Genomic DNA, 25,703 nt, shown 5'->3' on the forward strand with positions numbered 1-25,703 from the left:
GCGGGCTCCGGTCACGGCTAGCTCCGGGGAGCGTGCCGTGCAGTGACGGGCCCGTTCCGGCCCATCGCGGTCTTACTTGAGCTCGACCTTGGCGCCGGCCTTCTCGAGCTGGGCCTTGAGCTTCTCGGCCTCGTCCTTGGTGACGCTCTCCTTGACAGGCTTGGGAGCGCCCTCGACGAGGTCCTTGGCTTCCTTGAGGCCGAGGCCGGTGATCGCGCGGACCTCCTTGATGACCTCGATCTTCTTGTCGCCGGCAGCAGCGAGGACGACCGTGAACTCGGTCTGCTCCTCGACGGCGGCGGCAGCGCCACCGGCGGCCGGGCCGGCGGCCACGGCGACGGCGGCAGCGGCCGAGACGCCCCACTTCTCTTCGAGCATCTTGGCGAGGTCGGCGGCCTCGAGAACGGTCAGCGACGAGAGGTCGTCGACGAGCTTGGCAAGATCAGCCATGATTCACTGTCCTTGATATCGGTTTGAACGGATAGGTTTTGAAGGGGTGAACGGCCTCAGGCCGCTTCGTCCTTGGTGGCATAGGCCCCGAACACGCGGGCGAGCTTGGCCGCCGGCGCATTGACGACCTGGGCGATCTTCGTCGCGGGCGCCTGGATGAGGCCCACGATCTTGCCGCGCAGTTCGTCGAGGGACGGGAGCGAGGCGAGGGCCTTCACGCCGTCCGGGTTCAGGGCAGTCTTCCCCATGGCGCCGCCGAGGATCACGAGCTTGTCGTTGGCCTTGGCGAAATCCACCGCCACCTTGGCGGCCGCGACCGGATCGCCCGAATAGGCGAGCAGGGTCGGACCCTTGAGGAGGGGCTTGATGGAGGCGACGTCCGTGCCATCGAGAGCGATGCTGGCAAGGCTGTTCTTGGCGACCTTCACGGTGGCGCCGGCCTGCTTCATCTGCGTCCGCAGCTTCTGCATGTCGGCGACCGTGAGGCCCTTGTAGTGGGCCACGACGACGACGGCGCTCTTGTCGAACACGCCGTTGAGCGTCGAGACGAGATCAGCTTTTGCTGTCCGGTCCACTGGGGCTCTCTCCGGTTGGCGGAACCCGGGTTCGGGTCCGCCGGTTGCACATGCCGCCGGGAACGGACTCGGCCTTCGAAAGAAAGACCGGAACGTCCTCGTGCGACGCTTCGCGGCCCTGTCCCCGGACTGTCCCTTGCGGGCCGCGTCCCGGGTGAGATGGTTCAAACCGATGCCCCTCCGCGGCCGGTGAGGCCGTGGCGAGGGTCATGAAATTCGGTCTTCCCCGTCTGTGCAGGCTGGGGGATTAAGCCGGCGAGCCGGCACCTGCAGTCTCGGACAGGACATGGCCGGACACGGCTCCGCAGGGCGCTGCCGCCCCTCGTCGCCTTCCGGCCATAACCACCCGGTCGCCCGGGCGGATCGTGTTCGGAACGCAGCCGTACGGCCCCGTTCCATGGGATCATGTGATTGCGTGGAGGCGGTGTATAGAGGCTAGCAAGCCGCCTGCCAAGAGGCGGCGCACGACTTTTCCGCCGCAGGCAAGGGCTTTCGCCGGCACGGGCCGCGCCGACACCGGTCCGATCCTCTTCAGGCCGCCTCGCGCTCCGGCACGAAGCGCTTGCGGGCGTTCTCCCACCAGCTGCGCTCGCGCGCCGCCGCCGTCTCGGCCGCCTTGGCGGCGTAGAACGAGGCGTTGTGCTCGCCGCGCAGGGCCTCGCGGGTGAAGCGGATCAGGTGGTGCGCGACGAAGCCCATGTTGAACACCGCCTCGATCTGCCCGCGCCGGAGGGCGTGGCCCGCCGCCCGCCAGAACGGCCCGCGGTAATCCGAGGCGAGCCCGACCCGCGTGATGATGTTGAAGCCGAGAATTAGGCCGCGCCGCAGGTTCGTGAAGGTCAACTTGCCCTTGGTCGGCGTCTTGATCCGGTGCGGATAGGTGACGTCGCACTGGTGCTTGAAGCGCTCGAAGATCTTCTCCGGATCGTAGGCGTGGGCGATCGCCCGGCGCCAGGAACTCACCACCGTGTCGTGCGGGCGCTTGAACAGGACGTTCGATTCGAGCGCGGCGTCGTGGACGAGGCGGCCCTCGCGCTCCAGCCGGTCCCAGAGCGGCGTCTTGGGCAGGGCCTGAAGCAGGTTGATCGTCAGAACCGGGATCGCCGAGCGATCGATGAAGTCGATCAGGTTCTGCTCGGACTGGTCCGAATCCGAATCGAGGCCGAGGATGATGCCGGAGGTCACCTCGAGCCCGTAGGCGTTCAGCGTCTCGATCGCCTCGTACATCGGCACAGCGGCGTTGTGGGTCTTGTCGATGCCCTTCAGCGCCTCGGCCTCGGGCGTCTCGATCCCGACGAACACGGTCATGAAGTTCGCCTGCCGCATCAGCTCGAGGATCTCGGGCTGCTTGGCCATGTTCAGCGTCGCCTCGCAGGCGAATTGCAGCGGGTAGTCGTTCCGCTTCTGCCACGCCACGAGATGGGGCAGCATGTCCCGCGTGGCCTTGCGATTGCCGATGAAGTTGTCGTCGACGAAATAGACCACCGCCGGATGGCCGGGCTGGCTGATGATCGCGTCGAGCTCGGCGCACATCTGCTCGGGACTCTTGAGCCGGGGCTGGCGCCCGTAGAGCTGCGGGATGTCGCAGAACTCGCAGCGATAGGGACAGCCGGACGAGAATTGCAGCGAGCCGATCAGGTAGCGCTTCAGCGGTGCGGCCTCGTAGGCCGGGGCCGGGAAATCCGAGAGCGGCAGACGCTCGCCGGTCTCGAGCCGCACCTGCGCGGAGGGACGCTCGACGCTCCCGTCGAGGAGTGCCACGAGCCTGTCGGTCGCGTCGCCGATCTCACCGAGATGCAGGTAGTCGAAATCCGGATATTTCTCGGGCGCGCCGGAGACGGAGGGGCCGCCGAGCACCGCGACCTTGCCGGCCGCGTGCGCCCGCTCGCGGATCTCGTGGATCTGCCCTTCCTGGATATGCATGCCGGAGACGAACACCGCGTCGGCCCAGGCGAAGTCTCGGGCGGTGGCGCGCTTGATGTTCTCGTCGACGAAGCGGCACTCCCAGGCGTCCGGCATGTAGGCCGCGATCAGGAGCAGCCCCTGGGGCGGCATGAAGGCCTTGACCCCCCCCATGAGTGGGTAGGCGTGGGAGAAGGTGCCGAAGGACGGCGTATAGGCGGGGAAGACGCAGAGGATGCGTCGCTTGGAGGAGACCGTGAGGGTGCATCGCATGAGCGCCTAGATAGCACAGCCGCAGGCGATGGCGTCCCCTTCGATGTTAAGATTGCCGTGAGGTGGGCCTGAAATCCGGCCCGCGTCCGCGACGCCGGCGCGGTGCCCGGAACGCAGAACGCCCGGCCGAAGGGCCGGGCGTTCCCGTGGTCGCGGCGCCGTGCGCCGGATCAGGCGGTCAGGACCGTCGAGGGCTCGACCTTCACGCCCGGGCCCATCGTCGAGGTGACGGCGATGCGCTGGATGTAGGTGCCCTTGGCGCCGGCGGGCTTCGCCTTGGCGACGGCGTCGGCGAAGGCCTTGATGTTCTCCACGAGCTTCTGCTCGTCGAACGAGACCTTGCCGATGCCGGCATGGACGATGCCAGCCTTCTCGACGCGGAACTCCACCGAGCCGCCCTTGGCGCCCGCGACCGCGGACTTCACGTCCATGGTGACGGTACCGACCTTCGGGTTCGGCATCAGGCCGCGCGGGCCCAGCACCTTACCGAGGCGGCCGACGAGCGGCATCATGTCCGGGGTGGCGATGCAGCGATCGAACTCGATCTTGCCGCCCTGGACGATCTCGAGGAGATCCTCGGCGCCGACGATGTCGGCACCGGCCGCGCGGGCGTCGTCCGCCTTGGCGCCGCGGGCGAAGACCGCCACGCGGACCGTGCGGCCCGAGCCGTTCGGCAGGTTGCAGACGCCGCGGACCATCTGGTCGGCGTGACGGGGGTCGACGCCGAGGTTCATCGAGATCTCGACGGTCTCGTCGAACTTGGCGTTGGCCTTCGCCTTCACCATCGCGATCGCCTCGGCGACCCCGTAGAGCTTGGTCGGGTCGATGCCCTCGCGGGCCGCGCGGATGCGCTTACCTTCTTTTGCCATGCTCGCCTCCTCAGGCCACGACTTCGAGGCCCATGGCTCGCGCGGAGCCACGGATCATCGCGACGGCCGAATCGACCGAGTCGCAGTTCAGGTCGGGCATCTTCTTCTCGGCGATCTCGCGGAGCTGCGCCTCGGTGACCTTGCCGACCGTCGGGCCCTTGCCCGGGGTCTTGGAGCCGGAGGCGGGCTTCTTGCCGATCTTCAGACCCGCGGCCTTCTTCAGGAAGAAGGTGACCGGGGGCTGCTTCATCTCGAAGGTGAAGGAGCGATCCTGATACGCGGTGATGATCACCGGGATCGGGGTGCCCTTGTCCATCTGCGCGGTCTTCGCGTTGAAGGCCTTGCAGAATTCCATGATGTTGAGGCCGCGCTGACCGAGCGCGGGACCGATCGGCGGCGACGGGTTGGCGGCGCCGGCCGGGACCTGAAGCTTCACGTAGCCCGTGATCTTCTTCGCCATGGGACTGCTCCCAAATGAATGCGCGCCGACCTGAGCTGCCTAGGCTCGGACGGACGGGCGGTTGCAGGTCGCGGTGCGGCCCGTGGCTCCCGGTGGCGGACCGGGCGGGCCTCCCGCAAGTGGTGCCGCGGCCGGACGGGTCCGGTAGCGGCGTCTCTCGGCGCCGCGCGGATGCGACGCCGGAAGCGGCGGACCGGCCAGGTTCGGCCGGTCACGGATTGGGACGGGTCAGGCCTTCTCGACCTGAGCGTATTCGAGCTCCACCGGCGTGGCGCGGCCGAAGATCGAGACCGCGACCTTGAGGCGCGAGCGGCTCTCGTCGACTTCCTCGACGGTGCCGTTGAAGCTGGCGAAGGGGCCGTCGGCGACCCGGACGGTCTCGCCGACCTCGAACGAGATCGACGGCTTCGGACGATCGACGCCCTCGGCGACCTGCCCCTTGATGCGCTCGGCCTCCGCGTCCGGGATCGGCACCGGCTTCGACTTGTCGGCGCCGAGGAAGCCCGTGACCTTCGGGGTGTTCTTGATCAGGTGGTAGACCTCGTCGGTGAGGTCGCACTTCACCAGAACGTAGCCGGGGAAGAACTTGCGCTCGGCATCGACCTTGCGGCCGCGGCGCACTTCGGTGACCTTCTCGGTCGGGACCATCACCTCGTCGAAGAGATCGGTCAGCCCGCGCTGGGCCGCCTGATCCTTGATGGACTGGGCGACCTTGTTCTCGAAGTTCGAGTAGGCGTGGACGATGTACCAGCGCTTCGACACGGTTCAGTTCAACTCCGGACCAGACTGGGGATGCGACGCACCCCACCGGGACGCCCGCGCGACCCGCAACTCTCTTACAGGCCGAGGATCAGCCCGACGACGTAGCGCAGCGCCTGATCCACCGCGGTGAAGAACACGCTCGCCAGGACCACCATGACGAACACCATGATGGTGGTGACCGTGGTCTCGCGCCGGGTCGGCCACGTGACCTTGCGGCCCTCGTCGCGCACCTGGTTCAGGAACTCCACGGGGCCGACGCGCTTCTGGGCCGGCCGCGGCGGCGGGACCTGACGCGGCGGCGTCGGCGCCGCGGAGCCGCGCGGCGTGCCGCGAGCCAGGTCCACCTTCTTCGTCGCTTCGTTCGATGCCATGGCGCCAGGAATTTGCAGGACTTCGGTTGTCGTGACGACGGTGATCGAGCCTTCCCGGACACCGCCTCCGGGAACGGGCCATCGGGTGCAGAGGGCTACCGCCCCGCGCGCACCGACGGCCATCAAGGATCTCGGAGTGGGCCCGCTCTAGCGCAAGTCCGGAGCCTTGTCGACAGGCATGCCGTGTCGACGGGCGGGGAGAGGCGTGCGGCGGAGCCGGGACGATCGGGAATGCGATGGCAGGAGTGGAGGGACTTGAACCCGCAACCTCCGGTTTTGGAGACCGGCGCTCTGACCAGTTGAGCTACACTCCTAGGCGCGTCGCTCCTTGCCCGATCGCGGGCGCGCATGCAAGGGGCCTGATGAGCGAGACCTCGGATCGGGCCGCTCTGTCCGCGCCGAGTGCATGGACGGCGTCTCGCTCGGTGCCCGTGATCGGGCCGCCCCGCTGGGGTCAGGCGGAGGCCGCCAGGGCGCGGCATCGCTCCTCACTCGGCGAATCTGCGCCGAGGCCGGCGGCGATGGCTCGCCAACGCGCTGCGGCCGACGAGCGGTATCCGCGCGAGGCGCCGAACCGGGTCTGCGGTGGGCGAGGAGCTTCCACCGGATGCGCGGTGGAACCCAGACACAGCAGGGCCGGCTCCCCGCCAAGACGAAGGCCGGCCCGAATCTGTCGTCGTCCGCCTGTCGCGGCGAGATCCTGGTTCCGCCGGCGCGCCCTGCCGCTTGCGGCTCGACGGGCGCGCCGGACGTCCGGTGACGGAACTGGCCGGCAGCGCCCCGCGGACGCTGCCGGAGCCCTGCCCCGTCCTACTCGTTGATGGCGGCGACGACGCCGGCGCCGACGGTACGACCGCCCTCGCGGATGGCGAAGCGCAGCTTCTCTTCCATGGCCACCGGGACGATCAGGGTGACGTCCATGGTCACGTTGTCGCCCGGCATCACCATCTCGGTGCCCTCGGGCAGCGTGCACACGCCCGTCACGTCCGTGGTGCGGAAGTAGAATTGCGGCCGGTAGTTGGTGAAGAACGGCGTGTGGCGCCCGCCCTCCTCCTTGGTCAGGATGTAGGCCTCGGCCTTGAACTTGGTGTGGGGCTTCACCGAGCCCGGCTTGCACACCACCTGGCCCCGCTCCACGTCTTCGCGCTTGGTCCCGCGCAGCAGCACGCCGACGTTGTCGCCCGCCTGACCCTGGTCGAGCAGCTTGCGGAACATCTCCACGCCCGTCACCGTCGTCGAGCTCGTCGCCCGGATGCCGACGATCTCCACCGTCTCGCCCACCTTGACGATGCCGCGCTCGACGCGACCCGTCACCACCGTGCCGCGGCCCGAGATCGAGAACACGTCCTCGATCGGCATCAGGAACGGCATGTCGATCGGACGCTCCGGCTGCGGGATGTACTCGTCCACCGTCTTCATCAGCGCCAGCACCGCGTCGTGCCCGACCGCCTTGTCGCCGTTGTCGAGCGCCACCTTGGCCGAGCCCTTGGTGATCGGGATGTCGTCGCCCGGGAAGTCGTACTTCGAGAGAAGCTCGCGCACCTCCATCTCGACGAGCTCGAGCAGCTCGGCGTCGTCCACCAGATCGACCTTGTTGAGGAATACCACCAGCGCCGGCACGCCGACCTGACGGGCCAGCAGGATGTGCTCGCGCGTCTGCGGCATCGGGCCGTCGGCGGCCGAGACCACCAGGATGGCCCCGTCCATCTGCGCCGCGCCCGTGATCATGTTCTTCACGTAGTCGGCGTGGCCGGGGCAGTCGACGTGCGCGTAGTGCCGGTTCGTGGTCTCGTACTCCACGTGCGCCGTCGAGATCGTGATCCCGCGCGCCTTCTCCTCCGGCGCCTTGTCGATCTGGTCGTAGGCCGTGAACGTCGCCCCGCCCGTCTCCGCCAGCACCTTCGTGATCGCCGCCGTCAGCGACGTCTTGCCGTGATCAACGTGGCCAATCGTGCCAATGTTGCAGTGCGGCTTCGAACGCGTGAATTTTTCCTTGGCCATCGCTCTGGAATCCTACGAAAGGGCCGCGGCGCCATCGCGCCGCCTGAGGGGACCTGCGCTCCGATGCACCGGCCGTCGCCGCCCGCGCGAGCACGAGGCCGGGCGAAAAGCGCGGACCGCTTAGAGGGAAGCCGTCCTTTGATCAAGGGCCGCCGCGACTGACCCCCTTCGGAGCGCTCCTGACTGGGCCGCGAGACGGTGGCGCAGCGAGGCAGCGCATCGTCCAGGCATGGGCCGCGGTCACTTTCGGGCATCACTGTGGCACGGCGGGCATAGTGAAGCTTCGACCCTCGGTATAGCCATGGTTACAGAAATCTCGCATGCCGCAGGCTCCCCATGATTAAGAAATTGCTTCTCGCAACCGCCGCGACCGCCTTCGTCGGCGGCGCCGCCTCGGCCGCCGATCTGCCGCGCCGGGCCCCCCCGCCGGTGTTCACCCCCGTTCCGGTCTTCACCTGGACCGGTTTCTACGCCGGCACCCACACCTCCTACGGCATCACCGAGAACGGCGCGATCCGCACGATCGGCAACAACGGCGCCGGCGCCGGGCCGCTGCTCGCCCCGAACTTCACCAACACCGTGAACAACGTCGCCACCCTGCGTCGGCCGCCGGCCTTCAGCACCGAGACCGATAAGATCGGCAAGATCGGCGGCGGCGCCGGCTACAACTACCAGTTCACCCCGGGCTCGGGCTTCGTCGTCGGCGTCGAGGCCTCCTGGACCTGGACCGACCTGACCCGCGGCCGGGCCTATGTCAGCCCGCTCGCCGACGTCTCCGTCTACCGCCAGAGCCTCGACTGGATCGGCCTCGTCACCGGCCGCGTCGGCTACGCCTTCGACCGGTTCATGGTCTACGGGACCGGCGGCTTCGCCTACGGCAACGTGTTCAACGACGTGAACTTCTACAGCAACAACGCGGCGGCCGGCTTCCCGCTCGCCTATTCGGGCCGCTCCGACTCGCTGCGGACCGGCTTCGCCTACGGCGGCGGCATCGAGTACGCGATCCCGACCGACAGCTTCCTGAACTACTTCAGCATCGGCAAGTACCTCGGCATCAAGTCCGACGCCGTGACGCTGAAGGCGGAGTACATCCGCTACGATCTGGGCACCCAGAACGTGCTGGTCAGCAGCATCAACCCGGCCACCGGCGGCCAGTACGTGGCTACCGCCAACGGCTCCTACACCTCGCGCTTCTCGACCGAGGGCCAGCTGATCCGCGCCGGCCTGAACTACAAGTTCGGCGGCTTCTGACCGCACCGGGCGGCACCGCCGCCCGGACACGACTGATCGGAACGGGCGGGTGCCGCGAGGCGCCCGCCCGTTTCGTCGTTTTGAGCCTGCCGATTCGACCGGTCGAGACGGCCTCGCGCTCAGGACCGGGGCACGGCCTCTGGGCGCTGGTGCCGTCGCGTCGCGACGTCAGCCACGGCCTCGCGCCGAGGACCTCGTTTCGAGGAGACGCAGCGAGGCGCAGGCCACGACTGCGTGGTCCGGGATCGGGGGCTTGGCCTCGATGCCCCGACGCGGCATTTCAGGATGGGCCTGTGGGTCGACATCCGTCGGCTGGACCCGATGCGGATGCCGGCCCGGGCGATCGGTCAGGCCGCCATCGGCAGTCGACGCTCAGGCCCGGACGGCGACGCGGGCGGGGCGCGCCGGCGCCTCCTGACGGGCGGGCTGGGGCGCGCTCGGTCGGATCAGGTCGGCCAGAGCCACGAAGGTGTCGGCGCCGCGCTGACCGGCACGGATCCCGAAGCCCAGGGCGAAGGAGCGGCCGAGATCCGGGTCGCGCTCGAGGCCGAAGCGGTCGAGGGCTGCCAGGAAGGCCTCACGGAACAGGCTGGGGCGGCACCAGCGCTTCTCGGCCATCTGCAGCGGCCAGTCCCACAGCCCCTCGGCCCGGCGCGCCCCGATCTGCTCGCGAGCAATGAAGTAGCCGGTGCCCGCATGCTCGAGACCGTCATCCGACAGGCACCAATCGTCGTTGCGGAACGGAAGGGTCGCGCAGCCGTCGATCATGGGATTCCTCGCCTCCCACCGGTCCGGGCACGCGGAGCGCTGCGCCGGCCGGCTTGGAACATTCAAGGAACACTGGCCCGCTTCGAAACGGGCGTCAAGCATTTCGTTCCCGATGCGTTCGAGGATCCGACGACTGACCCGAACTCAGGACTTGGTGCGGAACAGGGCGTGCTCGATCCGGTCGCCCGGCTTGATGCCGAGCCGCGCCGCGGTGCCGGCGTTCAGTTCGAGCACCGCGAGAACGGGCTCGCCCGAGACGATCACCGCCGTCGAGAGCGGCTCGGTATCGGCGGCGATGCGGCTGACCGTGCCGTCCGCCCGGATGAACAGCATGTCGAGGGGCAGGTAGGTGTTCTTCATCCACATCGCGACGGGCTCGACCCGGTCGAAGCGGAACAGCATGCCGTGGCTCGGCGCCATGCTGCGCCGGTACATCAGGCCGCGGGAGCGATCCGCGTCGTTGGTCATCACCTCGACGTCGAACCGGTGCTGCCCGGACGGACCCGCGATGGTGAGCGGCTCCGTTCGGGCGGTCTCCTGCGCGGCGGCCGGGGATACGCCGAGGCCGGCACCGCCGCACGGGCCGAGGACGGCGAGGGAGAGGCAGAGGGGCGCGAGGGCCCGCATCAGACGCGACACGTGACGCATTCCCTTGAGGGCGCTCGGAGGAGCGCGATGACGACGAGGCCGGATCCGGCCCCGGTCCCGAACTGAGGGCGGCGAGGCGCCGCGTCCAGAGCCCGCCGTGACGTCGGGCTCAATGCGAGGCTGGCAGCGCCCCGTCCACCAGCCGGACCTCGGCGGCCATCGCGCCCTTCGAGCCGTCGCCGTAGCGCACCAGCACCGTCTCGCCCGGCTTGAGTTCGGCGATCCCGTAGCGCCGCAGCGTCTCCATGTGGACGAAGATATCGGGGGTGCCGTCGCCGCGGCTCAGGAAGCCGAAGCCGCGCAGGCGGTTGAACCATTTCACCACGGCCTGTTCCAAGCCGCTCGTCGGCGTGACGCTGACATGGGTGCGGGGCAGCGGCAGTTCGGACGGGTGCAGGGCGGTCGCCGCATCGAGCGACAGCACCCGGAAGGCCTGCCAGCCGCGCGCGCGCCGCACGGCCTCCACGACGATCCGCGCGCCCTCGTTGGCGGTCTGGTGGCCATCCCTGCGCAGGCAGGTGATGTGGAGCAGGACATCGGCCGAGCCGTCGTCGGGCACGATGAAGCCGAAGCCCTTGGCGACGTCGAACCACTTGATGCGGCCGGCGATCTCGATGAGATCGAGCGGCTGATCGGGCGTCTCGCGCTGCAGCGCCCCGCTCACGTCGTCTGCCGGCCGTGGGCCCCCCGACCCGAATCCGAAATCGTCCGACATGCCGTAAGCAACCCACACCGAATCGCACCGCGCGGTTCGGGAACAAGATTAACGAAGTCCTGATTCCGCGGAAGCCCATTTGGCCGGCAGCCGGCCCGGTTCCGATGCAATCACGCCCGGAACGGCATGCGTGCAACAGCGCGGCGCCCTCCCCTCCGCGGCGCTGAATCGCAGTCGGTCACGTTTGCGAGAGACGCGGGATGCGCGCGGCGATCCGGGAAAGGCTTGCTCCTGCGCTGGGGCTTGGTATGGCGCGCCATGCCCGGACCCGCCCAGCCCGTCGTGCCGCCCGCCTCCGCACCGCCGGGGCCGGCCGCATTCCGACGCATGCCCGTCATCGACGCGGCCCGGGCTGCCGCGCTCGTGGCGATGGCCGCCTACCACGCCACCTGGGACCTCGGCTTCCTGGCGCTGACGCCCGAGAATCTCGCCCTCACGCCGCCGGGCCGCGCGGCGGCGCACCTGATCGCCGGGAGCTTCCTGCTCCTCGTCGGCGTCGGCCTGGTGCTGATGAACGGGGGCGGTCTGCGCTGGCGCCCGACGCTGCTCCGGGTGTTTCGGATCGGGCTCGCCGCCCTCGCGATCACGTTGGCGACCGGGTTCGCGTTCCCGGACAGCTACATCTTCTTCGGGATCCTGCACTGCATCGCCGTGGCGAGCCTGCTCGGCCTGCCGTTCCTGTTTGCGCCGGTCGCCGTCACGGCCGCGGGGGCCGCGCTCGTGCTCGCCGCGCCGCATCTGGTGCGGGCGCCCATCCTCGATGCCCCGGCGCTCTATTTCCTCGGGCTCGGCGCGGGGCTGCCGCGCACGAACGACTTCGTCCCGCTGTTTCCCTGGTTCGGCCTCGTGCTGGCGGGGATCGTCCTCGGCCGGCTCGGGCTGCCGCGCCTCGCGCGCTCGCGGGCCGGCGCCTGGCGGCCCGCGGGGCGGCTCGGCCGGTGGGCGACCCTCGCGGGACGGCACAGCCTTGCCATCTATCTCGTGCACCAGCCTCTTCTGCTGGCGCTGCTCGGGGGCGTCGCGGCGCTGACCGGACCGCATCCGCAGGCCGGACTCGCCGGCTTCCGGGCCGACTACGCGGCGAATTGCCGGCGCACGGGCGGCGGCGCGGAGGCCTGCCGGATCGCCGCGCGCTGCACGGCGGAGGCCCTGCGCCGCGAGGGCCTGTGGCGCGGCGAGGGCGGCTTCAGCCCCGATCAGAGAATCCGGGCGCAGGGGCTGTCCCAGGCCTGCTACGAGGCGGCGGAGGGCACCCGCGCGGCGCCGTGAGGGCGGCCGGGAAGCGCGGCCCGGAACGAGAACGCCCCGGCCCCAGGAGGTCGCGGGACGTTTCGCAGGGTACGGGGCGTGTCGCGCGAGGGGCGGTGCCCCCGGCGGTCGCTCAGTCCTTGGCGCGCTCGACGTAGGAGCCGTCGGCGGTCATCACCACGACCCGGGTGCCGGCGGTGATGTGCGGCGGCACGGTGGTGCGGACGCCGTTCGAGAGCACGGCCGGCTTGTAGGACGAGGAGGCGGTCTGGCCCTTCATCACCGGCTCGGTCTCGGCGATCTCGAGGGTGACGCGCTGGGGCAGCTCGATCGTCAGCGGCACGCCGTTATGGGCGGAGATCATCACCGCCATGCCCTCCTGCAGGTAGGGGGCGGCATCGCCCACCACGTCCGCCGGCACCGCGACCTGCTCGTAATTCTCGGGGTTCATGAAGTGGAACCCCTCGCCGTCCTGGTAGAGGAAGGTGTGCTCGCGATCCTCCACGAAGGCCCGCTCGACCTGCTCGGTGGTGCGGTAGCGCTCCGACACCTTCACGCCGTCGGTGATGCGGCGCATGTCGAGCTGCGTCACGGGCGTGCCCTTGCCGGGATGGATGTTCTCGGCGGTCAGGATCACGTAGAGCTTGCCGTCCTTGTCGACGACGTTGCCCTTGCGGAGCGTTGAGGCGATGACCTTCACGGGGTTCTGGTCCTGGATTTGACATGGCGGGACGCGCGCGCCAAGCGCGGACGAGCCCCGCGGGAGCCACGGCTGGTCCCGCCACTATCCTATCCGCGGCCGTGTTGCCAGCCGCCGGTTGAATCCGTGACAGATACCCGAGACAGCGCCCTGCCCGTACCGTCCCCCTGGTGGGCGCCCGACCGCCATGCCGACCGGCGGCCCGCCCTGATGCTGCGCAACCGCATCACCGCGGCCGTGCGGGCCCATTTCACGGGCCGGGACTTCGTCGAGGTCGAGGCCGCCTGCCTCCAGGTCTCCCCCGGCAACGAGGCGCATCTCTCGGCCTTCGCCACCGAGGCGATCGGGCCGGACGGCGCACGCGCGCCGCTCTACCTGCACACCTCGCCGGAATTCGCCTGCAAGAAGCTGCTCGCGGCGGGCGAGCCGCGCCTGTTCAGCCTCGCCCGGGTGTTCCGCAACCGCGAGCGCGGGCCGCTGCACCATCCCGAGTTCACCATGCTCGAATGGTACCGCGCCGCCGAGCCCTACACGGTGCTGATGCACGATTGCGCCGACCTGATGCGCCTCGCGGCCGAGACGGCGGGCACGCGGCGCCTCGTCTGGCGCGGCCGGGAAGCGGATCCCTTCGCCGAGCCGGAGCGCCTGAGCGTCGCCGAGGCCTTCCGGCGCGACGCCGGGATCGACCTCCTCGCCACCGTGGCGCCGGACGGATCGACCGACCGCGACGCCCTCGCCGCCGCCGTCGCCGCGACCGGGCTCCGGGTCGCGCCCGACGACACCTGGGCCGATCTGTTCAGCCGCGTCCTGGTGGCGCGGATCGAGTCGGGCCTGGGGATCGGGCGCCCGACCCTGCTGTACGGCTATCCCGTGAGCGAGGCGGCGCTCGCCCGCCCGAGCAAGGCGGATCCGCGCGTCGCCGAGCGCTTCGAGCTCTATGCCTGCGGCGTCGAGCTGGCGAACGCCTTCGGCGAGCTGACGGACGCGGCCGAGCAGCGCCGCCGCTTCGAGGGGGAGATGGCCGAGAAGCTGCGCGTCTACGGTGAGACCTACCCGATCGACGCGGAATTTCTCGCCGCGCTGGCGCGGATGCCGGAGGCCTCGGGCTGCGCGCTCGGGCTCGACCGGCTGGTGATGCTGGCCGTCGGCGCCCGCGCGATCGAGGACGTGCTCTGGACTCCGGTGGCGGACCGGTGAGCCGCGCCCTGCGCAGCCTCGCCGATCTCGCGGAGGCGGGCCTCGTCGCGCCCGAGGCGGTGCCGGCGCTGGCCGCCGTGACCGAGCGCTACGCCGTCTCGCTGACCTCCGACATGGCCGAGCTGATCGATCCGGGCGATCCGGACGACCCGGTGGCGCGCCAGTTCGTGCCCCGCGCCGAGGAGATCGTCACCGCGCCCGAGGAGCGTGCCGACCCCATCGGCGACGGGGCGCACGCGCCGCTGCCCGGGATCGTCCACCGCTATCCCGACCGGGTGCTGCTGAAGCCGCTCCACGTCTGTCCGGTCTATTGCCGGTTCTGCTTCCGGCGCGAGGTCGTCGGCCCGGACGGGCTCGGCACCCTCACCGAGGCCGAGCTCGACGCCGCCCTCGCCTACATCGCGGCGCGCCCGGCGATCTGGGAGGTCGTCCTGACCGGAGGCGATCCCTTCGCCCTCTCGCCGCGGCGGCTCGGCACCATCGCGGCCCGGCTCGGGGCGATCGCGCATGTCCGCGTGCTCCGAGTCCACACCCGCGTCCCGGTCGTCAGCCCGGCGCTCGTCACCGGGCCGCTCGTGGCCGCGCTGAAGCGGTTCGGCCGGGCGGTGTTCGTGGCGCTCCACGCCAACCACGCCCGCGAGTTCACCCCCGCCGCGGCGGAGGCCGTGGCCCGCCTCGTCGATGCGGGCATCCCGATGGTGAGCCAGTCGGTGCTGCTGCGGGGCGTGAACGACGACCCCGCCAGCCTGGAGGCCCTGATGCGGGCCTTCGTCGAGCACCGCATCAAGCCCTACTACCTCCATCACGGCGACCTCGCCCCCGGCACCCGGCACCTGCGCACCGACCTGTCCGAGGGGCAGGCGCTGATGCGGAGTCTGCGCGGACGCCTCTCGGGCCTCGCCCAGCCGCTCTACGTCCTCGACATCCCGGGCGGGCACGGCAAGGTGCCGGTGGGGCCGGGCTACCTCAGCGAGACGGAGGAGGGCCTGCGGGTGACCGATCCCGATGGTGAGGAGCACCCCTACCCGCCCGAGGCGTGAGGTTCGGGGATCCGGTGCCTGGGGTTCAGGCTGCGGCTCTGATGGGGCGTCGTCATAGGATTGAGCGGTCCGCCCGAGCGAAAAGCTGAAAGTCCCTGCCAACGGCGTCATCCCGCGCCTGCAGCGCAGCGGATGTCGCCCTTGCCGCGCCAGCACGGCGCCTTCACGGACATCCCCGCGTGACGGCGGGATCGCGGAAACCGCGCAGGGGGCCGCGCGGTCCAGCCCACGCCCGTACCGCGAAGTTCCGGGCGCTCGGTCGAATGGCCGCATGAGGCGGGGCGAGGAGAAGGTTCCTCCGGATCCGTGCTAGGAGGCGCGTCTCCGCAACCCGAACGGGTCTAGAACCAGCATGATCGTCTACGGCACCGGCTATTCGCCCTACGTCCGCAAGATCCTCGTGGCGCTCGCCGAGAAGGAGGCGTCCTACGAGCACGTGCCCTGCATGTTCCACGCGCCCGATGCGGCGTTCCAGGCGGCGAGCCCCCTCGGCAAGATCCCGGCGATCGACGACGACGGCTTCAAGCTCGCCGATTCGTCCGCGATCCTCTGGTACATCGAGCGCAAGCACCCCGCCCCGGCGCTGATGCCGGCGGACGCGAAGGCGCTCGGCCGCGCGGTCTGGTTCGACAAGTTCGGCGACACCGAGCTGTTCGGCCCGCTCGTCGTGGCGTTCCGCGAGCGCGTGCTGAAGCCCAACATGATGGGCAAGCCCTGCGACGAGGCGGCGGTCGCCAAGTCGCTCGACACGGATCTGCCGCCGCTGTTCGACTATCTCGAAGGCGCGATCGCGGGCGAGTTCCTGGTCGGGGACGCCTTCTCGATCGCCGACATCGCGATCGCCACCGGCTTCTACAACTTCCACCTCGCGGACGCGAAGGTCGACGCCGCGCGCTGGCCGAAGCTCGCGGCCTACGTCGACCGGATCCTGGCGCGCCCGTCCTTCGTCACGGCCATGGCCGCGCGCAAGGGCTGAACTCCGTCCCGCCGGTCGGGCCAACGGCCCGGCCGGTTTCGGCGGCGGCGCTCGATCGAGCCCACCGTCCGCACCTGGGCATGCGCCTCGGCGCGGCCCTCGACGCCGTCGGGCGCGCGCGACAGCCAGATCAGCGCGGTGACCGGCGCGCTGAACCCTCCGTACCGGCGCGCGCGCGACGCTGCCGTCGCATTGCCGGCCGACGGGTTGCCGGGCCGGACGGGAACGCGCGTCGTCCTCGCCCCAGGGGGCGTCCCGGCCCGCATCGCCGTCCGGGACGAGGCGGTCGGATGAGATCGTGGTCCTGGCACGCGATTTGACAACGCCGACCCGCTGACCCACTTCTCGCCGCGCGCCGGGCCCCGGTTCTATGGGCAGCCCAGCTGCGCAATCCGTTCCCGCCGTCTGATCCGAACCGCCGCGGTGGACGCCGTCGAGAGGCTGACCCGTTCATGAAAGTCGTCGTCGTCGAGTCGCCGGCCAAGGCCAAGACGATCAACAAGTACCTCGGTCGCGACTACGAGGTCATCGCCTCGTTCGGCCACATCCGCGACCTGCCCGCCAAGGACGGCTCGGTGGATCCGGAGGCCGATTTCCAGATGATCTGGGAATTGGAGGATCGCGGCTCGAAGCGGGTCTCGGAGATCGCCAAGGCGGTCAAGGGAGCCGAGAAGCTGATCCTCGCGACCGACCCCGACCGCGAGGGCGAGGCGATCTCCTGGCACGTGCTGGAGGCCTTGACCGCCCGCAAGGCGCTCAAGGGCGTCCCGGTCGAGCGCGTCACCTTCAACGCGATCACCAAGGCCTCCGTCGAGGCGGCGATGAAGAAGCCGCGCGAGATCGATCAGGCGCTGGTCGACGCCTATCTCGCGCGCCGCGCTCTCGACTACCTCGTCGGCTTCAACCTCTCGCCGGTGCTGTGGCGCAAGCTGCCGGGCGCCCGCTCGGCCGGCCGCGTGCAGTCGGTCGCCCTGCGCCTCGTGACCGAGCGCGAGGTCGAGATCGAGATGTTCCGGCCCCGCGAGTACTGGTCGCTGGTGGCGACGCTCGCCACAGAGGCCGGCGGCGTGTTCGAGGCCCGGCTGGTGGGCGCCGACGGCAAGCGCATCCAGCGCCTCGACGTCGGCACCGGCGAGGAGGCCGCGGCGTTCAAGCGCGACCTCGAACTGGCGACCTTCAGGGTCGCCGCGGTCGAGGCCAAGCCCGCCAAGCGCCATCCGCAGCCGCCCTTCACCACCTCGACCCTGCAGCAGGAGGCTTCGCGCAAGCTCGGCATGGCCCCGGCCCAGACCATGCGCGTCGCCCAGCGGCTCTACGAGGGCGTCGACATCGGCGGCGAGACGGTGGGCCTGATCACCTACATGCGGACCGACGGCGTCGACATGGCGCCCGAGGCCATCGCGGATGCCCGCCGCGTCATCGGCAAGGAATTCGGCGACCGCTACGTGCCGGACGTGCCGCGCCGCTACCAGGTGAAGGCCAAGAACGCGCAGGAGGCCCACGAGGCCGTGCGCCCGACCGAGATGAGCCGGCTGCCCAAGGCGGTGGCCCGGCACCTCGATTCCGAGCAGGCCCGGCTCTACGAGCTGATCTGGACCCGGACGGTCGCGAGCCAGATGGAATCGGCCGAGCTGGAGCGCACCACGATCGACGTCGCCGCCAAGGTCGGCCCCCGCCAGATCGATCTGCGCGCCACCGGGCAGGTGGTGAAGTTCGACGGCTTCCTCACCCTCTACCAGGAGGGCAAGGACGACGACGAGGACGAGGAGGGCAAGCGCTTGCCGCCGATGAAGGCGGGCGACCCCCTCACCCGCGAGCGCATCGCCGCGACCCAGCACTTCACCGAGCCGCCGCCGCGCTACTCGGAGGCGAGTCTGGTCAAGCGCATGGAGGAGCTCGGTATCGGCCGGCCCTCGACCTATGCCGCCGTGCTCCAGACCCTGCGCGACCGCGAATACGTGCGGATCGAGAAGAAGCGCCTCGTGCCCGAGGACAAGGGCCGCCTCGTCACCGGCTTCCTCGAGAGCTTCTTCAAGCGCTACGTCGAGTACGATTTCACTGCCGACCTCGAGGGCCAGCTCGATCGGGTCTCGAACGCCGAGATCGACTGGCGGGCGGTGCTGCGCGACTTCTGGCGCGATTTCTCGGCGGCCATCGGCTCGACCAAGGAATTGCGCGTCACCGACGTGCTGGAGGCCCTGAACGGCCTGCTCGGCGCCCACATCTTCCCCGAGAAGGCGGACGGCTCGAACCCGCGCGCCTGCCCCACCTGCGGCTCCGGCCAGCTCTCGCTGAAGCTCGGCAAGTTCGGCGCCTTCGTCGGCTGCTCGAATTACCCCGAGTGCAAGTATACCCGTCAGCTCTCCGCCGCGGGCGTCGACGGCGAGGGCGATGGCTCCTCGGCCGAGGGCGGCCAGCCCGGCGTGCGGGTGCTCGGCGACGATCCGACCACCGGCCTGCCCGTGACCCTGCGCGACGGCCGCTTCGGCCCGTTCCTGCAGCTCGGGGAGGCCTCCGCCGAGAAGGGCGCGGAGAAGCCGAAGCGCTCCTCGCTGCCCAAGGGGCTCGCGCCGTCGGCGGTGGACCTCGCGAAGGCGCTGGCGCTCCTCTCGCTGCCGCGCGAGGTGGCCAAGCACCCCGAGACCGGGGAGCCGATCCTGGCCAATCTGGGACGCTTCGGCCCTTACGTTCAGCACGGGAAGACCTACGCCAACCTCGGCAAGGACGACGACGTACTCGAGATCGGCGGCAACCGCGCCATCGACCTGATTGTCGCCAAGGAGCAGGGCGGCGGGCGCGGGCGGCCGGCGGCCGACCCCGGGCGGCCCCTCGGCAAGGACGCGGCGAGCGGGCGCGAGCTCGTGGTCAAGGCCGGCAAGTACGGGCCCTATGTCAGCGACGGCGAGGTCAACGCGACGCTGCCGAAGAGCCTGGCGGCCGAGGCCCTGACGCTCGAGGAGGGGATCGCGCTCGTCAACGCCAAGCGCGCGGCAGGCGGCGGCAAGCCGGCGCGGCGCGCCACCGGACGCCGCGCCGCCTCGGGCGACGCCGCCAAGTCCCCCCGCAAGGCGGCCGCCAAACCGGCGGCCAAGAAGGCGCCCACCAAGGCCGCGGCGAAGGAGGCCGCCAAGCCCGCGCGAAAGGCGACGAAGAAGGCCGAGTAGGCCGAGGCTACCCGGCCGACCAGACCTGCCCGGGCCGCAGCGCCAGGAAGCTCTCGGCCGGCCGGCCCACCGCGGCGAGGGCCGCCGACAAGGCCACGGCCGGCGCCTCGACGCCCTCGTCGGTGAGGCGGAAGGTGCCCCAATGGTGGCCGAGCGCCTGCGCGGCGTCGAGCAGCGCCAGGGCCTCCACGGCGTCCGCCGGGTTCATGTGCTGGGGCTGCATGAACCAGCGCGGTTCGTAGGCGCCGATCGGCAGGGTCGCGAGGCGGGGCGCCCCGAAGCGCGCGCGCAACGCCCGGAAGATCGCCCCGTCGCCGAGACCCGTATCGCCGACGTGGTAGTGCAGGCCGGCGCCCGAGGTGATCGCGAAGGCGCACCACAGCGCCATGCGCCGGTCGTTGACGCCCCGGGCCGACCAGTGGTTGGCGGGGGTGAGGTGCACGGCGACCCCGGCGCCGAGATCGACCGTCTCGCCCCAGTCCCGGCTCTCCACGTGCATGGTCTCGTCGTATCCGCGCAGGATCGCGTCGTTGCCCAGCGGCGCGATCACCAGGGGCTGGTGGTCCTGCCAGAGCCGCGCCAGCGCCGGGCCGTCGAGATGGTCGTAGTGGTTGTGGGTGATCAGCACCGCGTCGATCGGGGGCAGGTCCGCGTAGGCAATGCCCGGCGGATTCACGCGCTTCGGACCGGCGAACCCCACCGGGCTCGCGCGCTTGGCGAAGACCGGATCGATCAGGAGGTTACGGCCCGCCACCTGAACCAGATAGCTCGCGTGCCCGATCAGCACGACGCGCAGGCCCGCGACGCGCTCGGGCGGCTTGTCGGCGGGGAACGGGCTCGGAAAGGATTTCGGCCAGGCCTCGCCCGAGCGGGCGAGCTGCCAGCGGATCACGTCCGGGAGGCGCTTGTCGGCGGGCTGCTCCGGGCTGTGGAAGCGCAGCCCGTCGAAATGATCGCTCTTCGGCCCGTCGTAATAGGGATTCTTCCCGCGCCGATGCGCGGCGTAGCCGACGCCGCCGAGCGTCATCACCGTGGCCGCGCTCGCGACCGTGAGCAGGCTTCGCCGTTTCATCAGACGGGAGATGGCCGGCCGGCGGGCCCCGTCAAGCGCGTCGGCCTACTCGACGCACTCGGCCACGAGCGACATCCGGGCGCGGAACACCACCTTGCCGGCGATGTCGCGCACGCAGGCGACGTAATCCTGGCGCTCGACGTCCGGCAGCATGTCCCGGGCGATCGCCGCCATGATCCGGGTGACCTTGCCGCGGGCCGCCGCGAGGTCCGGCAGCTCGAAGCCGACCTCGTCGCGGACCGGTTGCGCGCCGTCGTGCAGGTCGATGAAGAAGCGGGGCATCGGCACGTCGCGTCGCGGGAGGTCGGGGACGCCACGGATACGGTTTCATGGTTAACGAAGCCTTGACGGGCGCGGTGCGCGCACCAGCGGCCTCACGAGCGCCAGCGCAGCTCGCGCCGCTCCAGCGGATTGACGAACGGCCGTCCGGCCCGCGCCGATTCCAGGGCCTCGCGCTTCAGGCGGAAATACCATTGCGAGGGCAGGTCGCCGTCGCCGAGCAGCACCATCGTGGGCTTGCGGTCGAGGCCGGCCTGGGCGTGCTGGAGCACCTGCTGGTCCTGCCCGAGGAATTGCCGCATCAAGGGTTTGGCCAGGGGCTTCAGCAGGTTGAGGGCCGGGCTGCTCCAGTAGAGGGCGTTGGTGAGCATCGTCCGGTCGCCCGTCATCGGCGTCGCGAAGGTGTAGTTCGCGACCCGCTTCGCGCCCGCGCGGATGCGCTCCAGGCGGACGCCGGGAAGGCGGAACTCGATCTCGACCTCGGGCACGCCGCCGAGCAGGCGGTAGACGGGCGAGCTGGTCGTGGTGGCGTGGCTCGACATCACGAAGCCGTGCTCGACCGGCTGGAAGGTCTTCACCTTCTCGCGCAGTTCCTTCGACGGCCGGAACCACCACATGTCGTGCACGAAGGCGACGTGTCCGGGATCGACGAGACTCAGCGTCGTCAGGTCGAACGAGGCCTCGACCTCCAGCGCCACCACCACGCAGCCCGCCGGCTCGAAATCGAGTTCGGGCAGCGCGGGCGCCGCGCTGTCGGCGCCGAGATGCGCGTTCACCCAGACGAAGCCCGCGCTCTCCCGCACGGGGAAACGCTGCACGGCGATCCGCGAGAAATCTGAGGCGTCGTGGGCCGAGAGAGTCGGAACCGCCCGGCAGCGCCCGTCCGTGCCGAAGCGCCAGCCATGGAACGGGCACATCAGCGTCTCGCCGTCGAACGGTCCCTTCGACAGGGCCATGCCCCGGTGCGGGCAGCGGTCGCGCAGGGCGAAGGCGGCCCCGTCCGCACCGCGCCCGAGTACGATCTGCTCGCCGTTGAGGGCGGCGGCGCGCACGGCGTTGCGGGCGAGGTCGCGCGAGCGGGCGAGGCAGTACCACGCGTCGGGCAGCGGCTGGCGCATCGCCGCCGGGTCGAGGGCGTCGTCCGGGCGCGCGGCGGTGAGCGGTGAGACGGACACGGGTTCGGGCGGCACCTCGGGGACGGGCCGCCGTCATACGCCCTGCGGCCGGGCGGGGAAAGGCGGGGGTCGGGTCCCGGCTCCCGGGCCTCCGCGACCAGCGGCGAGACAACGCAGGGCCGGCCCTTCACAAACCGCCGGCGGCCCCTTAACTCTGGCTCACCCGCAACGAACGAAAGGAGGTGATCCAGTGTCTCATTGTCATCAGCCGCAGTCTTCGGCTTTCCGGACCTGGACCGTCGCCTCCGGCGCCTGCCTCTAAGGGCGTCTGAGACCCGATCTACGGGACAGTTTCGGCCGAACCTGCGGTTCGGCAATGGAAGGGTCGCCCTCTCGGGCGGCCCTTCGTCGTTCTGGGCCGGACAGAACGCGTTCGAGTGCGCCGCGCTGCGGTCAGCGACGGACCTGGAACAGGGGCTGCGCCAGGGCCTCGGCGCGGGCGCGCCACAGCTCGCCGTCCTCGCGGCTCTGGTCCCGCTCCGCCCGCAGCGTCTCGCGCTCGGCGGCGGCACGGTCGCGCTCCGCGCGCAAGCCTGCGCATTCGGCGTCGAGGCGACCGCGCTCGGCCCGCAGGGCATCGCGCTCGGCCACGACCTGCTCACGCTCGATGCGGAAGCTCTCGAGGATCGCCATCTCCTCTCGCACGTGCCCGTGCAGGCCGCGGATCTCCTGGGCGAGCATGCCCTGAAGCGCCTCGTAACGGTCGGTCTCGAGCTGGAGCTTGGCCTTCAGCATCAGGTTCTCGGCCATCAGCTCGGCGAGGTCGCCATCCTCGGCCGGCGGCGGCGCGGCCTCGACGACGCGGGGGCTCCAGGCCGGCTCCGGACGGAGCGCCTCGGCGCGAACCCCCTCGGGGCGGACCATCTCGGGGCGCGGCGCGCGAGCCTCGGTCTCGCCGGCGTGGACCGGCGCCTGAGCCTTCATCGCCGCGAGCCAGTCGCGCAGCGGGCCGGTGCTCGAGCGCGAGCCGGGCTCGGTCTGCGGGATGTGGCGGGCGGGTTCCGACATGGCGGGGATCCTGTGCGGTTCCTCGCCATCAAGCCGCGATATGCTTAACAATCGGTAAAGGTTAAGCGACCCGCACCGTCCCGCTGCCGGCCCTTCTCGGATCGGTCCGTCCGCGCGCCAGGCTTGACTCGCGGGGCGTCCGCTTGTACCGCCCGCACCCTCATCCGACGTCTCGTCGTCGATACCGAAGCCGACCGGTCCTGGGGGCCGGAGGTCAACGCCCGACAGCGCGTGCGCGCCCTCGGGCGCACTCGGCGTTGGCGATGGCCCGGACCCTGGATTGTCGAGCCATGACGCCTGAGCGCCTGAACATCGAGGATGCGATCAACGAGACCTGCCCGTGGTCGGGCAAGCCGATCTCGGCGGACGCGCTGACCCTCTACAACGGCGCCGTCGTGGGATTCTGCAACCCCGATTGCCGGGACAAGTTCGCCCGGGCGGTGCAGTCCTTCGAGGCCGACCTCCAGGCGCGCCGCGTCGAACGGGCGGGCCTTCATCAGTGACGGAGCGGAACTGACAGCATGTTCGAAGGCCTGTCCGATCGCCTCTCCGGCATCCTCTCGGGGCTGACGCGCCGCGGCGCCCTCACCGAGGCCGACGTCACCGCCGCCATGCGCGAGGTGCGCCGCGCCCTGCTCGAGGCCGACGTGGCGCTGGAGGTCGTGCGCGGCTTCACCGACCGGGTGCGCGAGAAGGCCGTCGGCGCCGTCGTGCTGAAGTCGGTGACCCCCGGCCAGATGGTCGTCAAGATCGTCAACGACGAGCTCGTGGCGATGCTGGGCGAGAGCGCCGAGACGATCGACCTGAACGCCCCCGCCCCGGTGCCGATCCTGATGGTTGGCCTGCAGGGGTCGGGCAAGACCACCACCACCGCCAAGATCGCCCGCCGTCTCAGCGAGCGCGAGCGCCGCAAGGTGCTGCTCGCCTCCCTCGACACCCGTCGCCCGGCCGCGATGGAGCAGCTCGCGGTGCTGGCGCGCCAGGTCGGGGTCGAGTCGCTGCCGATCGTCGCCGGCCAGTCCGCGGTGCAGATCGCCCGGCGCGCGATGGATGCCGCCCGGCTCGGCGGCTTCGACGTGGTGATGCTCGACACCGCCGGCCGCACCACGGTGGACGAGGCCCTGATGGCCGAGGCGGCCGAGGTGAAGGCCGCGACCCGGCCGCACGAGGTCCTGCTCGTCGCCGACGCGCTCACCGGCCAGGACGCCGTCAACACCGCCCGCGCCTTCGACCAGCGCCTCGGCGTCACCGGCATCGTGCTCACCCGCATGGACGGCGATTCCCGCGGCGGCGCGGCGCTCTCCATGCGCGCCGTGACCGGCAAGCCGATCAAGCTCGTCGGCACCGGCGAGAAGGTCGATGCGCTGGAGGAGTTCCACCCCTCGCGCGTGGCCAACCGCATCCTGGGCATGGGCGACATCGTCTCGCTGGTCGAGAAGGCCGCCGAGACGATCGACCACGAGCAGGCGCTCCGCACCGCGGAGAAGATGCGCAAGGGCAAGTTCGATCTGGAAGACCTGTCGATGCAGCTCGCCCAGATGGAGAAGATGGGCGGCATCGGCGGCCTGATGGGCATGCTGCCGGGCATGGGGCAGATCAAGAAGCAGGTCGAGGGTGCCAACCTCGACGAGAAGATGTTCAAGCGCCAGCGCGCCATCATCTCCTCGATGACCGCGCAGGAGCGCAAGAACCCCGACCTCCTGAAGAATTCCCGTAAGAAGCGCATCGCGGCGGGCGCGGGCGTGAAGGTCGAGGAGATCAACAAGCTCCTCAAGATGCACCGGACCATGGCCGACATGATGAAGGCGATGGGCTCGGGCAAGCGCGGGATCGGCCAGGCGCTCGGCTCGATGTTCGGCCTCGGCGGGGGCGGCGGGATGCCGGGCGGCATGCCCGGCATCCCGCCCGGCATGCCCGAGCCGACGCCGGAGCAGATCGCCGCGCTGGAGAAGCAATTCGGCGGCAAGCTGCCGCCGATGCCGCCCGGGATGGGCGGCGGAAAGATGCCGGGCCTTCCGGGCCTCGGTGGACCGAAGATGCCGGGACTGCCCGGCCTCGGCGGTTTCCCGTTCGGGAAGAAGAAGTGAGCGATACGCTGACAGCAAAAACGCTGATGGCGCGGGTCTGGGACGTGAGCGAGCGCCTCAAGCGAGCTGAGATCTCACATGAGATTAGAGGCTTTCGCCATGATGGCATCAGCATCCTCGCTCATGTGCCCGGCGAGTATTGGGAGATTGATTTTCTCGAAGATGGGAAAATCGATGTTGAAGTGTTCCGGACGACTGGAGCCTTGGAAGATGAGAGCGCGATTGAGCGTCTCTTGAATCAGTACAATGAACTGAACGCAGAGGTAGAAAAATGTCCCTGAAGATCCGTCTCACCCGTGGCGGCGCCAAGAAGCGCCCGTACTACCGCATCGTCGTGGCCGATGCCCGCGCCCCGCGCGACGGCCGTTTCATCGAGAAGGTCGGTGCCTACGACCCGATGAAGGCCAAGGACGATCCGGCCCGCGTGGTGCTCGAGGCCGAGAAGATCCAGGGCTGGCTCGCCAAGGGCGCGCAGCCGACCGACCGCGTGCTGCGCTTCCTCGACGCTGCCGGCCTCGCCAAGCGCCCCGCCCGCAGCAACCCGCAGAAGGCCGAGCCCGGCGAGAAGGCCAAGGAGCGTGCCGCCAAGCGCGCCGAGAAGGCCGCCGCCCCGGCCGAGGACGCCGCGGCCTGAGGCCCTCCCGGCCCGTCCGCCGCGGCGGACGGGCCCCGGTTTCGGAGCGGTGCCCGGGCATGGCTCCGAGGCACCACC

Annotated in this window: 26 protein-coding genes and 1 tRNA gene; 10 read left to right on the top strand and 17 right to left on the bottom strand. The window is 70.5% G+C overall.

Going from position 1 to position 25,703, the window contains the following annotated elements; all coding sequences use genetic code 11:
- Positions 1–72 precede the first annotated feature (72 nt).
- From rplL to tuf, 9 genes are all read right to left on the bottom strand, one after another.
- Positions 73–450: a 50S ribosomal protein L7/L12 gene (gene rplL / locus ACS5RC_RS10670; protein WP_147897404.1), complete on the bottom strand. Its 378-nt coding sequence runs from the start codon at positions 448–450 to the stop codon at positions 73–75.
- A gap of 56 nt (positions 451–506) precedes the next feature.
- Positions 507–1,025, bottom strand: a complete 519-nt coding sequence (rplJ, locus tag ACS5RC_RS10675) for a 50S ribosomal protein L10 (protein WP_478343825.1) — start codon at positions 1,023–1,025, stop codon at positions 507–509.
- 531 nt (positions 1,026–1,556) lie between these two features.
- A complete protein-coding gene (locus tag ACS5RC_RS10680; RefSeq protein ID WP_478343826.1) occupies positions 1,557–3,200 on the bottom strand; it encodes a B12-binding domain-containing radical SAM protein in 1,644 nt (547 codons plus the stop codon).
- A gap of 170 nt (positions 3,201–3,370) precedes the next feature.
- Positions 3,371–4,069, bottom strand: a complete 699-nt coding sequence (rplA, locus tag ACS5RC_RS10685) for a 50S ribosomal protein L1 (RefSeq protein WP_478343827.1) — start codon at positions 4,067–4,069, stop codon at positions 3,371–3,373.
- 10 nt (positions 4,070–4,079) lie between these two features.
- Positions 4,080–4,529: a 50S ribosomal protein L11 gene (gene rplK, locus ACS5RC_RS10690; protein ID WP_478343828.1), complete on the bottom strand. Its 450-nt coding sequence runs from the start codon at positions 4,527–4,529 to the stop codon at positions 4,080–4,082.
- A gap of 228 nt (positions 4,530–4,757) precedes the next feature.
- The gene (gene nusG, locus ACS5RC_RS10695) at positions 4,758–5,291 is read right to left on the bottom strand and encodes a transcription termination/antitermination protein NusG (RefSeq protein WP_478343829.1); all 534 of its coding nucleotides are present in this window, start codon (positions 5,289–5,291) and stop codon (positions 4,758–4,760) included.
- 74 nt (positions 5,292–5,365) lie between these two features.
- The gene (gene secE / locus ACS5RC_RS10700; protein WP_478343936.1) at positions 5,366–5,662 is read right to left on the bottom strand and encodes a preprotein translocase subunit SecE; all 297 of its coding nucleotides are present in this window, start codon (positions 5,660–5,662) and stop codon (positions 5,366–5,368) included.
- A 237-nt stretch (positions 5,663–5,899) separates the two neighbouring features.
- Positions 5,900–5,976 (bottom strand) — tRNA-Trp (locus ACS5RC_RS10705).
- Positions 5,977–6,472: 496 nt separating this feature from the next.
- Positions 6,473–7,663, bottom strand: a complete 1,191-nt coding sequence (gene tuf / locus ACS5RC_RS10710; RefSeq protein WP_478343830.1) for an elongation factor Tu — start codon at positions 7,661–7,663, stop codon at positions 6,473–6,475.
- 336 nt (positions 7,664–7,999) lie between these two features.
- Between tuf and ACS5RC_RS10715 the strand changes: the two genes are divergently transcribed.
- Positions 8,000–8,914, top strand: coding sequence for an outer membrane protein (locus ACS5RC_RS10715; protein WP_478343831.1), 915 nt, complete (start codon positions 8,000–8,002; stop codon positions 8,912–8,914).
- 372 nt (positions 8,915–9,286) lie between these two features.
- Here ACS5RC_RS10715 and ACS5RC_RS10720 read toward each other — a convergent pair whose 3' ends face one another.
- The 3 genes from ACS5RC_RS10720 to ACS5RC_RS10730 all read right to left on the bottom strand — a co-directional run bounded on the left by ACS5RC_RS10720 (position 9,287) and on the right by ACS5RC_RS10730 (position 10,982).
- Positions 9,287–9,682: a hypothetical protein gene (locus ACS5RC_RS10720; protein ID WP_478343832.1), complete on the bottom strand. Its 396-nt coding sequence runs from the start codon at positions 9,680–9,682 to the stop codon at positions 9,287–9,289.
- A 144-nt stretch (positions 9,683–9,826) separates the two neighbouring features.
- A complete protein-coding gene (locus tag ACS5RC_RS10725; protein ID WP_478343833.1) occupies positions 9,827–10,330 on the bottom strand; it encodes a DUF192 domain-containing protein in 504 nt (167 codons plus the stop codon).
- Between the two features lie 109 nt (positions 10,331–10,439).
- Positions 10,440–10,982 (bottom strand): cold-shock protein, encoded by a 543-nt coding sequence (locus ACS5RC_RS10730; RefSeq protein ID WP_478343937.1) that lies wholly within the window; start codon positions 10,980–10,982, stop codon positions 10,440–10,442.
- Positions 10,983–11,372: 390 nt separating this feature from the next.
- Here ACS5RC_RS10730 and ACS5RC_RS10735 point away from each other — a divergent pair, with 390 nt between their 5' ends.
- Positions 11,373–12,314 carry a heparan-alpha-glucosaminide N-acetyltransferase gene (locus ACS5RC_RS10735; RefSeq protein WP_478343834.1) on the top strand — a complete coding sequence of 314 codons (942 nt, stop codon included), beginning with the start codon at positions 11,373–11,375 and terminating at the stop codon, positions 12,312–12,314.
- Positions 12,315–12,426: 112 nt separating this feature from the next.
- Here ACS5RC_RS10735 and efp read toward each other — a convergent pair whose 3' ends face one another.
- On the bottom strand, positions 12,427–12,993 hold the full coding sequence (gene efp, locus ACS5RC_RS10740) for an elongation factor P (RefSeq protein ID WP_478343835.1): 567 nt from the start codon (positions 12,991–12,993) through the stop codon (positions 12,427–12,429).
- A gap of 126 nt (positions 12,994–13,119) precedes the next feature.
- Between efp and epmA the strand changes: the two genes are divergently transcribed.
- The 4 genes from epmA to topA all read left to right on the top strand — a co-directional run bounded on the left by epmA (position 13,120) and on the right by topA (position 19,370).
- The gene (epmA, locus tag ACS5RC_RS10745) at positions 13,120–14,190 is read left to right on the top strand and encodes an EF-P lysine aminoacylase EpmA (protein WP_478343836.1); all 1,071 of its coding nucleotides are present in this window, start codon (positions 13,120–13,122) and stop codon (positions 14,188–14,190) included.
- Complete coding sequence (locus ACS5RC_RS10750; RefSeq protein ID WP_478343837.1) at positions 14,187–15,230, top strand: lysine-2,3-aminomutase-like protein; 1,044 nt, start codon at positions 14,187–14,189, stop codon at positions 15,228–15,230. The genes epmA and ACS5RC_RS10750 overlap by 4 nt, the downstream gene beginning before the upstream one ends.
- Before the next feature lie 352 nt (positions 15,231–15,582).
- Positions 15,583–16,206 (top strand): glutathione S-transferase family protein, encoded by a 624-nt coding sequence (locus ACS5RC_RS10755; protein ID WP_478343838.1) that lies wholly within the window; start codon positions 15,583–15,585, stop codon positions 16,204–16,206.
- Between the two features lie 452 nt (positions 16,207–16,658).
- Entirely contained in the window at positions 16,659–19,370 is a 2,712-nt protein-coding gene (topA, locus tag ACS5RC_RS10760; RefSeq protein ID WP_478343839.1) for a type I DNA topoisomerase, read from the top strand.
- A 7-nt stretch (positions 19,371–19,377) separates the two neighbouring features.
- Here topA and ACS5RC_RS10765 read toward each other — a convergent pair whose 3' ends face one another.
- From ACS5RC_RS10765 to ACS5RC_RS10780, 4 genes are all read right to left on the bottom strand, one after another.
- A complete protein-coding gene (locus tag ACS5RC_RS10765) occupies positions 19,378–20,442 on the bottom strand; it encodes an MBL fold metallo-hydrolase (protein WP_478343840.1) in 1,065 nt (354 codons plus the stop codon).
- Positions 20,443–20,487: 45 nt separating this feature from the next.
- Positions 20,488–20,724 (bottom strand): DUF6894 family protein, encoded by a 237-nt coding sequence (locus ACS5RC_RS10770; protein ID WP_478343841.1) that lies wholly within the window; start codon positions 20,722–20,724, stop codon positions 20,488–20,490.
- A gap of 92 nt (positions 20,725–20,816) precedes the next feature.
- The gene (locus ACS5RC_RS10775; RefSeq protein WP_478343938.1) at positions 20,817–21,839 is read right to left on the bottom strand and encodes a Rieske 2Fe-2S domain-containing protein; all 1,023 of its coding nucleotides are present in this window, start codon (positions 21,837–21,839) and stop codon (positions 20,817–20,819) included.
- 450 nt (positions 21,840–22,289) lie between these two features.
- Positions 22,290–22,904 (bottom strand): ATPase, encoded by a 615-nt coding sequence (locus ACS5RC_RS10780; RefSeq protein ID WP_478343842.1) that lies wholly within the window; start codon positions 22,902–22,904, stop codon positions 22,290–22,292.
- 290 nt (positions 22,905–23,194) lie between these two features.
- Between ACS5RC_RS10780 and ACS5RC_RS10785 the strand changes: the two genes are divergently transcribed.
- The 4 genes from ACS5RC_RS10785 to rpsP are packed head-to-tail and all read left to right on the top strand — an operon-like array spanning position 23,195 to position 25,625.
- Complete coding sequence (locus tag ACS5RC_RS10785) at positions 23,195–23,407, top strand: glutathione S-transferase (protein WP_478343843.1); 213 nt, start codon at positions 23,195–23,197, stop codon at positions 23,405–23,407.
- A gap of 18 nt (positions 23,408–23,425) precedes the next feature.
- Positions 23,426–24,991: a signal recognition particle protein gene (ffh, locus tag ACS5RC_RS10790; RefSeq protein WP_478343844.1), complete on the top strand. Its 1,566-nt coding sequence runs from the start codon at positions 23,426–23,428 to the stop codon at positions 24,989–24,991.
- Positions 24,988–25,272 (top strand): hypothetical protein, encoded by a 285-nt coding sequence (locus ACS5RC_RS10795; protein ID WP_478343845.1) that lies wholly within the window; start codon positions 24,988–24,990, stop codon positions 25,270–25,272. Before ffh ends, ACS5RC_RS10795 begins: the two co-directional genes overlap by 4 nt.
- Positions 25,263–25,625, top strand: coding sequence for a 30S ribosomal protein S16 (gene rpsP, locus ACS5RC_RS10800; RefSeq protein ID WP_478343846.1), 363 nt, complete (start codon positions 25,263–25,265; stop codon positions 25,623–25,625). Before ACS5RC_RS10795 ends, rpsP begins: the two co-directional genes overlap by 10 nt.
- Positions 25,626–25,703 lie beyond the last annotated feature (78 nt).

The sequence above is a fragment of the Methylobacterium sp. HJ2 genome, from assembly GCF_056431005.1.